This is a genomic window from Rhodococcus sp. (in: high G+C Gram-positive bacteria) (genome assembly GCF_049286785.1).
Classification (GTDB): Bacteria; Actinomycetota; Actinomycetes; order Mycobacteriales; family Mycobacteriaceae; genus Rhodococcus_F.
Map to the genome: position 1 here is coordinate 1 of NZ_JBAQEO010000142.1, position 7,327 is coordinate 7,327.

Annotated in this window: 9 protein-coding genes and 1 pseudogene; 3 read left to right on the forward strand and 7 right to left on the reverse strand. The window is 65.0% G+C overall.

The features are described 5' to 3' along the window. Together WAW17_RS05710 and WAW17_RS05715 are read right to left on the reverse strand one after the other, a co-directional pair. A pseudogene (locus WAW17_RS05710) lies at positions 1-288 on the reverse strand (M18 family aminopeptidase); the annotation flags it as partial. Positions 289-313: 25 nt separating this feature from the next. Then, positions 314-667, reverse strand: coding sequence for a VOC family protein (locus tag WAW17_RS05715; protein ID WP_422332038.1), 354 nt, complete (start codon positions 665-667; stop codon positions 314-316). Between the two features lie 121 nt (positions 668-788). On the opposite strand from WAW17_RS05715, the gene WAW17_RS05720 reads away from it, so the two are divergent. Then, the gene (locus WAW17_RS05720; protein WP_422332039.1) at positions 789-1,922 is read left to right on the forward strand and encodes an AI-2E family transporter; all 1,134 of its coding nucleotides are present in this window, start codon (positions 789-791) and stop codon (positions 1,920-1,922) included. Between the two features lie 65 nt (positions 1,923-1,987). Here the strand turns inward: WAW17_RS05720 and purQ are convergent, their stop codons facing one another. Both purQ and purS read right to left on the reverse strand, forming a co-directional pair. Continuing rightward, positions 1,988-2,665, reverse strand: a complete 678-nt coding sequence (gene purQ / locus WAW17_RS05725; protein WP_422332040.1) for a phosphoribosylformylglycinamidine synthase subunit PurQ — start codon at positions 2,663-2,665, stop codon at positions 1,988-1,990. Then, the gene (gene purS / locus WAW17_RS05730; protein ID WP_422332041.1) at positions 2,662-2,901 is read right to left on the reverse strand and encodes a phosphoribosylformylglycinamidine synthase subunit PurS; all 240 of its coding nucleotides are present in this window, start codon (positions 2,899-2,901) and stop codon (positions 2,662-2,664) included. The genes purQ and purS overlap by 4 nt, the downstream gene beginning before the upstream one ends. A 122-nt stretch (positions 2,902-3,023) precedes the next feature. Between purS and WAW17_RS05735 the strand changes: the two genes are divergently transcribed. Next, positions 3,024-3,671, forward strand: coding sequence for an MBL fold metallo-hydrolase (locus WAW17_RS05735; protein ID WP_422332042.1), 648 nt, complete (start codon positions 3,024-3,026; stop codon positions 3,669-3,671). 4 nt (positions 3,672-3,675) lie between these two features. Here WAW17_RS05735 and WAW17_RS05740 read toward each other — a convergent pair whose 3' ends face one another. From WAW17_RS05740 to WAW17_RS05750, 3 genes are all read right to left on the reverse strand, one after another. Then, positions 3,676-4,380, reverse strand: coding sequence for a DUF2334 domain-containing protein (locus WAW17_RS05740; protein WP_422332043.1), 705 nt, complete (start codon positions 4,378-4,380; stop codon positions 3,676-3,678). A 107-nt stretch (positions 4,381-4,487) separates the two neighbouring features. Then, positions 4,488-4,982: a glutathione peroxidase gene (locus tag WAW17_RS05745; protein ID WP_422332044.1), complete on the reverse strand. Its 495-nt coding sequence runs from the start codon at positions 4,980-4,982 to the stop codon at positions 4,488-4,490. 118 nt (positions 4,983-5,100) lie between these two features. Further along, entirely contained in the window at positions 5,101-5,904 is an 804-nt protein-coding gene (locus WAW17_RS05750; RefSeq protein ID WP_422332046.1) for a crotonase/enoyl-CoA hydratase family protein, read from the reverse strand. A 245-nt stretch (positions 5,905-6,149) separates the two neighbouring features. On the opposite strand from WAW17_RS05750, the gene WAW17_RS05755 reads away from it, so the two are divergent. Next, on the forward strand, positions 6,150-7,327 hold a 1,178-nt coding region (locus tag WAW17_RS05755; RefSeq protein ID WP_422332045.1), incomplete at its 3' end, for a GAF domain-containing protein.

A 7,327-nucleotide genomic window follows, 5' to 3' on the forward strand; every position in this document is an offset into this window, starting at 1 on the left:
CAAATCGGGGTGCTGTTTCACCCGTAGGTTCGGGCTGTCGGTATGACCCCCGACGATGCGGAACGGCGCCGTCCGGCCCACTCCTTCGGTGCTCCACGCAATCAGCGAGCCGCCGCGCACCAGGAAGTAGCGGCCGGGTTCGCCGGGCCAGGAGTCGATTTCGCGTAACTCGGTGAAACCGTTGCCTGCCAGCAACATCGACACCGTCGCACACACGTGGAAAGGCGAGGGTGACGCATCGACGAAGGTGCAGAGGCCCTGGGCGTCGGCCCACGTTGTGGAATGCATGGATTCCATCATGCAGGACTCGTCGCTACGCGTGTGGACCCGAGACGCAGAACTGGTTGCCGTCGGGATCCGCGAGCGTGACCCACCGGAAACCGCCCATCTCATGCCGCCCGACCTCCGTGGCACCCTCCGATCCGAGCCTCCCGGTCTCGGCGTCCAGGTCGTCCGAAGTGAGGTCGAGATGGATGCGATTCTTGCCGGGTGTGGGATCGTCGACCTTCTGGAAGGCGAGTTTCTGCGGCGAGCCCGGAATAGCGACGACGTAGAACCAGCCGTCGTTTTCCTGCTCGACCACTCCCCCGGTCTGCCGCGCCCACCATGCTGCGAGCGGGCCCGGTTCGGTGCTGTCGACGGTGATCATGACCAGTGCGAGTGCCATGGCACGACGATAGACCCGGGTACCGACAGATTTCGCGGGACCGCGCCGGTTTCCGATCTCCGGTGACGTCACGCGATAGATTCATCGGTACCGAATCCGATCGGGACTGTGGGGGTGACGGATGAGCGACGACGGTGAACGCGCCGCGACTCCGCCGCGGCGTGGACTGCTGAGCGAGGCGCCGCGCTGGCTGCGGCCCGCAGTCGTCTACGTACTACTCGCCGTCGCCTTCTTCCAGGTCGCGGGTTGGTTGTTCGACAAACTCGCAGACTTCATCGGGTTGTTGTTCCTGGCGTGGCTGTTCGGGATCACCGTGGAGCCCGTTGTCGACCGCCTCGAACGACGTGGGCTGCGGCGCGGGCTGGCAGCGGGGCTGGTACTTGTCGGCCTCGTCCTGTTCGCCGTCGGGTTCATCGCCCTCTTCGGCACACTGCTGGTCGAGCAACTCGGCGAGCTACTCCAGGCGCTTCCGGGAGCATTGTCCGACATTACGTCGTGGGCCAACCGCTCATTCGGAACGGACTTCGAGACCGGTGACGACATGCTGCGCCTCACCCCGGACAACATCCGCGAACTGACCGAGAGATTCATGCCGGGTGCTCTCGCGGTGGTGTCCTCACTCGTCGGACTGGTGTTCCAGGCGATGACGCTGCTGCTGTTCGCGTTCTACATGTCGGCGCAGGGGCCGGCGCTGCGGCGGACCGTCTCGAGCTGGTTTCCCGCCCGCCAGCAGCGCATCATCTCGACGGTGTGGGAGATCTCGGTGGACAAGGCCGGCGGCTACGTGGTCTCGAGGTTGGTCCTGGCGGCCGTGAGCAGTGTCGTCTTCGGAGTCTTCCTGATGGCGATCGGTGTGCCGTACTGGCTGCCGCTTGCGCTGTGGACCGGGGTCGTCTCGCAGTTCATCCCCACGCTCGGCACGTACCTGGCGATCGGGTTGCCGGCGGTGATCGCCGCGACGGCGCAGCCGATCGACGCATTGTGGGTGGTGGCGTTCGGCACGGCCTACCAGCAGGTCGAGAACTACATCCTGCACCCGAAGATCACGGCGCGGACCGTCTCCATCCACCCCGCCGTCGCGTTCGGCTCGGTCATCGCGGGGGCAGCGCTCTTCGGTGCGGTCGGAGCCCTGGTCTCCGTTCCCGTCGTCGCGGCGGTCCAGGCGGTCGTGGAAACCTATGGCCACCGGTACGAATTCGTCGGAGACAGCGAACCGGGTGAAAGCACCGCAGACGAGGGCGGCGGGGCGGACTAGCGGCGAGTTGGACTCGAGGTGCGCACCCCGGAATCTCTCGGTCCGGCCGGGACGACACGCCTGGGTCAGGCCGTGATTACGCTGTCGAGGACGGAGTAGAACATGCCGAGACCGTCGTCGCTGGGACCGGTGAGGGCCTCGGTGGCGTGCTCGGGGTGCGGCATGAGTCCGACGACGCGGCCGTTGGCCGAGGAGATTCCGGCGATGCCTCGCTGGGAGCCGTTGGGATTGTCGCCGACGTAGCGGAACACGACGCGGCCTTCTCCCTCGAGTTCGTCGAGCACCGCTTCGGACGCCTGGTAGCGGCCTTCACCGGACTTCAGCGGGACGAGGATCTCGGCACCGGCCTCGTAGCGCGACGTCCACGCCGTGGACGCGCTTTCGACCTTCAGCCATTCGTCGCGGCAGATGAAGTGGAGGTTCTGGTTGCGGGTGAGGGCACCTGGGAGCAATCCTGCCTCGCAGAGAACCTGGAAGCCGTTGCAGATGCCGAGGACGGGCATTCCGCCCTGGGCTGCCTGCACAACCTTGCCCATCACGGGCGCGAAACGTGCGATGGCACCGCACCGGAGGTAGTCGCCGTACGAGAACCCGCCGGGCACGATCACGGCGTCGACACCCTTGAGGTCGGCGTCGCCGTGCCACAGACTGACGGCTTCGCCGCCGGCGAGGGTGACCGCCCGGGCGGCGTCGACGTCGTCGAGTGTGCCGGGGAAGGTGATGACTCCGACGCGTGCGCTCATGCTTCGATTCGCCTTACGGTCCAGTCCTCGATCACCGTGTTGGCCAGCAGGGCCTCGGCGATCTTCTCGAGTTGCGCGTCGTCGACGCTGCCGTCGACTTCGAGCTCGAACCGCTTTCCCTGACGAACATCGGATACTCCGGCGAAACCGAGTCGCGGCAGCGCCCCGACAATCGCCTGCCCCTGAGGGTCGAGAATCTCGGCCTTGGGCATGACTTCGACGACGACACGGGCCACGTGCTGCTCCTCGTTAGTAGTGCGAGCCCAGAGCGGAACACCGGGCACCCGGAAGTTTACCGGTCCGGTCGGCGTCGCCTCGCATCGGACGAACGAGGGCGTCCTGGCGCATACTCGAATTCATGCGACTGACTCACTTCGGCCACAGCTGCATCCTCGTCGAGCTCAACGGTGCCACGATCCTGTTCGACCCCGGCAATTTCTCCCACGGGTTCGAGGGCCTCACCGGACTCGACGCGATTCTCGTGACCCATCAGCACCCCGATCATGTTGATCAGCAGCGACTTCCCGCGCTCGTCGAGGCCAATCCGGGTGCGGGACTGTATTCGGATCCGCAGACCGCGGCGCAACTCGGCGGCAACTGGACTGCGGTACACGCAGGCGACGAATTCGACGTCGGAGCGGTTCACGTCACGGGAACCGGCGGCAGGCACGCGGTGATCCATCCCGACATCCCCGTGATCGACAACACCGCTTTCCTGCTCGGCGACGCGGGCAATCCGGCGCAGTTGATGCATCCCGGCGATTCGTTGTTCGTCCCCGAGCAGCAGGTGGATGTGCTCGCGCTCCCGGCTGCTGCGCCGTGGTTGAAGATCTCGGAGGCTGTCGATTATCTGCGGGCTGTCGCGCCGCGGGTCGCGGTCCCCATCCACCAGGCCATCATCGCCGACCAGGCCACCGGCATCTTCTATGGCCGATATTCGGAGATGGCACCCGAGGGAACCGAGTTCCGCATAATGCCGGCCGAGTCGAGCATCGAGGTCGCCTGAAGCGTCAGGCGGCGCCGATCCGGGTGATCGGTGATTGCCAGTGATACACCTGTGGCTGCGCTTCGTGGTAGAGCGAGAGGTCGACTGCGTCGAGTAGCGCCTGGCGTGGCCCGGACGTGCCGAGCTGCTTGGCGGTGACGGACAGCCGGACGAGCCCGCCGCGCTTGGCGGTACGTCCGGCACCGAGGATCAGTGCCCGGCACCACCACGGTTCGGCATGGAAGCCGCCGCCGATTCCCAAAACGCGGGCGCGAACCGACGTCTCACGTTCGAGGTCGTGGACGGCTGTCATCCCGGCGAGGAGGCGGAATCCGGCGGAGGGCAAGGCTGCGACCGCTCCGGGCGAGGCGATCCAGCGGGGAGCCGCGAAGAGTCGGGTGCGCAGTCCGGTCTGTTCCATCACGCGGTCCGCGGCGAGGAGGCGCAGCCGCGCCTCGTGCTCGGGCAGAGCAGCGAATTCGGCCCGCCGACGCTTGGTGGCCGCCTGGTCGTACCCGTGGAGCACGATGGCGTCGCCTCGCGCTCGTCGGGTTCGCAGCCATTCCTGAGTCGGGGCGTCCTTGACGAGCCGATATTTGTCTTTGAGACGTGGCGCGACGAGAAGCGAGAGCGGCACTCCGCGAGCGTCCATCTCCTCGGCGAACGCGGCCGCGTGCTCGAGGGTCTCGTCCCTGATGGCTGACACCGACACGATCAACTGTCCGGTCATGAATCCCAGCGTGACAGCCGAATGTGAACAAAGAGCAACGCCCGTGCGCCCAAATGGTTGTGCGAACTGCCCACTGGGCGCACGGGCACGCAGTGTCCATGCGGGGTCTATGCGGGCAGAACCGTCTCGATGGCGGAAATGACCTCAGGGGCGTCTGGTTCGGTGCGCGGACGGAAGCGATCGACCACCGTGCCGTCGGGTGCGATCAGGAACTTCTCGAAGTTCCATTGGATGTCACCGGCTGAGCCGTCCGCGTCTGCGGTCTTGGTCAGCTCCTCATACAGCGGGTGCCGATTCTCCCCGTTGACCTCGACCTTCTCGAGCAGGGGGAAGGTGACTCCATAGTTGGCGGAACAGAACGTTGCGATTTCTTCCGGGGTGCCCGGCTCCTGTCCCATGAACTGGTTGCAGGGAATACCGATCACGGTGAGCCCGCGGTCCGCGTACTCGGTGGCCAGCTTCTCGAGAGCCGTGTACTGCGGGGTGAGCCCGCACTTCGAGGCCACGTTGACCACGAGGACCGCGCGACCGTCGTACTCACCGAGAGAGGTGGGCACGCCGCCGAGGGTATTGATACCGATGTTCTGTACGGGAGTAGTCATGCTCCCCAAACTAGTGTGCCAAGAGCGCGAACGTACCGTTCGGCGCCGTGAAGGCGTCGAACGGTACATTCGCCCGTTCATGCGCCGGCCGAGGCCAACGCGATGAGTGACCATCCACTCAGTCGGGGTCGACGAAGACCGGAAGCTGTTTGGACGCACCGGCTGTGACAGCCGCGATCTGGTTGGGTTTACCGAGCAGACCAATTTGCAGGTCGGTTTCGAGGACAAGCGCGGCGGCGGCGTCTGCTCCGGTCCAGGTCTCGTCGTAGAGGCGCTTGGCCGCCCGGACGGCGTCTGGTGATCTTTGGGCGATCTCCTCGGCCAGAGCGAGCGCTGACGCGAGCGGATCTTCGATCGTGCGGGTGACCAGACCGAGTGCATCAGCCTCGACCCCTGACACGATGCGGCCGGTGAACGTGAGTTCCTTGGCGACGTCGATACCGACCAGGCGTGGCAGCGACTGCGTGATGGCCATGTCGGGTACGAGCCCCCACTTGACTTCCATGATGGACAGCCTCGCATCGGGCGCAGCGATGCGTACGTCAGCGCCGAGCGCGATCTGCAGGCCTCCTCCGAAACAGTTGCCAGAGATCGCCGCGATAACCGGCGCAGGAACTCTAGACCAGTCATAGGCCGCGCGCTGGGCGAAATTGGCCAGCCGGCCGTGTTCGCGGACGAGCAGGGTATCGATCCCGCCTTGGGCGGACATGAAGCTCGAAATGTCCAGACCCGAGCAGAAACTCTTACCCTCGCCATGTAACACCACCGCACGGACTTTCCGGTCAGCAGCCAGTTGCTCGGCGGCGTGCAGCAACCCTTCGAACATCGCCTGGTCCAACGCATTGTGTTTATCGCTGCGAACCATGCTGACCGTCGCGACACCGTCATCGCGTACACCGACACGAACCCTGCCTTCGCTCATGCGGTGCAATGTACGCCGGGCACGGTCGCCGTCATCATTGGCTTCCCGTCGAGTGCGACGACAACCACCAGTCCGACCGGGGCAACAACCGCCGGAAGCCTCGCCCATCTCCATGACTTCCGACGGCGAGCTCTGCCGGCAGAGCTGACCTCAGGTCCCGCATGCAGGGCATGGTCTTCACACGGCTTATGTGGCAGATTTTACCTAGGCGTGGTCGTGAAGGCCCAGATCAATGGAGAATTTGAGTGAGCAATGCGATTCCCATGAGCAATGCAGTCCCCTTGCCTGGGAACCGCAGGCCGGCCGACACGGCACCCCACCCGCATCGCGACGACATCCGTGCATGCACCGCGTTTCGTGAGGTGGCCGAGGCTTTGGCCGAGGGCCGCGATCTCGATGCCGTATTGCACCTGATCGCCGAAAAGCTGAGTCACTTGACCGGAGCTGACCGCTGCAGCATTCACCTTGTAGATAAGGAGACCGGACTCCTGCACGGTCGGGCCGCACATGCCCCGACCAACATCGACGCCCAGGTCAAACAACTGGTCAGCGGCACTATGCAGGACAGTTTCACCCGGGAGATCCTTACGACCCGCCGGCCGGTGGCTCTGTTGAACACCCTGTCGGACCCGAGGCCGATCAAATCCGCGATGCGCCGGTGGAACACCCAATCCGTGCTCGGCGTCCCCATGGTCCTTCGAGACGAGGTCATCGGGATCGTCTACCTCGACAGCGAAAACACGTCTGTCGAATTCAGTGCCGCGGACCAGGAACTCGCTGTCGCGTTCGCAGACCTGGCGGCGACGGCGATCAGGCAGACACAGCTGACCACTCGACTGCGCTCGAGCCTGTCCACCGTGGCCACACAGATCGAACAACTGCGGCAAGCCGCCAGCCTGGAAGAACAGTTGACCGAGATAGTTCTGCGCGGATCGAGTCTACGAGAGATCGGCGACACGGTCTCCCGCCTCCTGGGCAAGCCATGCGCGATTTACGACAGCGCTTTCCGTCTGCTCGTGTTGTCCTCTCCTGCCCAACCGGGGCGGGAATTCACCCCTCGGCTGCTGGACAAGGACATTCGAGAGGCTCCAGCGGTAGTCGATGTACTGAAGCAGTTGAAGCCGGGAACGCCGACGGTCATCCAACCCCTGCCCTGGCTCGGGCTGCATCATCGTCTCCTGGTCTGCGCCGTCATGGTTGAGGGCGGTTGCTGGGGCTACGTGGTAGTGGCCGAGCACGGTCGCCGGCTGAGCCCACTCGACGAGGCCGTCGTACGCCGCGCCGCGCTGAACATCGCGTTGGAACGATCAGGTGAGCGACGCGCCGGCGACGTTCAATGGCACACGATCGAGGCATTCACCGGCAGTTTGTTACGCGGCGACGAGTCGGTTGCGGCCCTGGAGAAGCGGGCAGAGGTATTGGG

Bases quoted from the DNA above. Each gene is read 5' to 3' on its own strand.
- WAW17_RS05715 (WP_422332038.1), bottom strand. From the start codon at position 667: ATGGCACTCGCACTGGTCATGATCACCGTCGACAGCACCGAACCGGGC.
- WAW17_RS05720 (WP_422332039.1), top strand. From the start codon at position 789: ATGAGCGACGACGGTGAACGCGCCGCGACTCCGCCGCGGCGTGGACTG.
- purQ (WP_422332040.1), bottom strand. From the start codon at position 2,665: ATGAGCGCACGCGTCGGAGTCATCACCTTCCCCGGCACACTCGACGAC.
- WAW17_RS05735 (WP_422332042.1), top strand. From the start codon at position 3,024: ATGCGACTGACTCACTTCGGCCACAGCTGCATCCTCGTCGAGCTCAAC.
- WAW17_RS05740 (WP_422332043.1), bottom strand. From the start codon at position 4,380: ATGACCGGACAGTTGATCGTGTCGGTGTCAGCCATCAGGGACGAGACC.
- WAW17_RS05745 (WP_422332044.1), bottom strand. From the start codon at position 4,982: ATGACTACTCCCGTACAGAACATCGGTATCAATACCCTCGGCGGCGTG.
- WAW17_RS05750 (WP_422332046.1), bottom strand. From the start codon at position 5,904: ATGAGCGAAGGCAGGGTTCGTGTCGGTGTACGCGATGACGGTGTCGCG.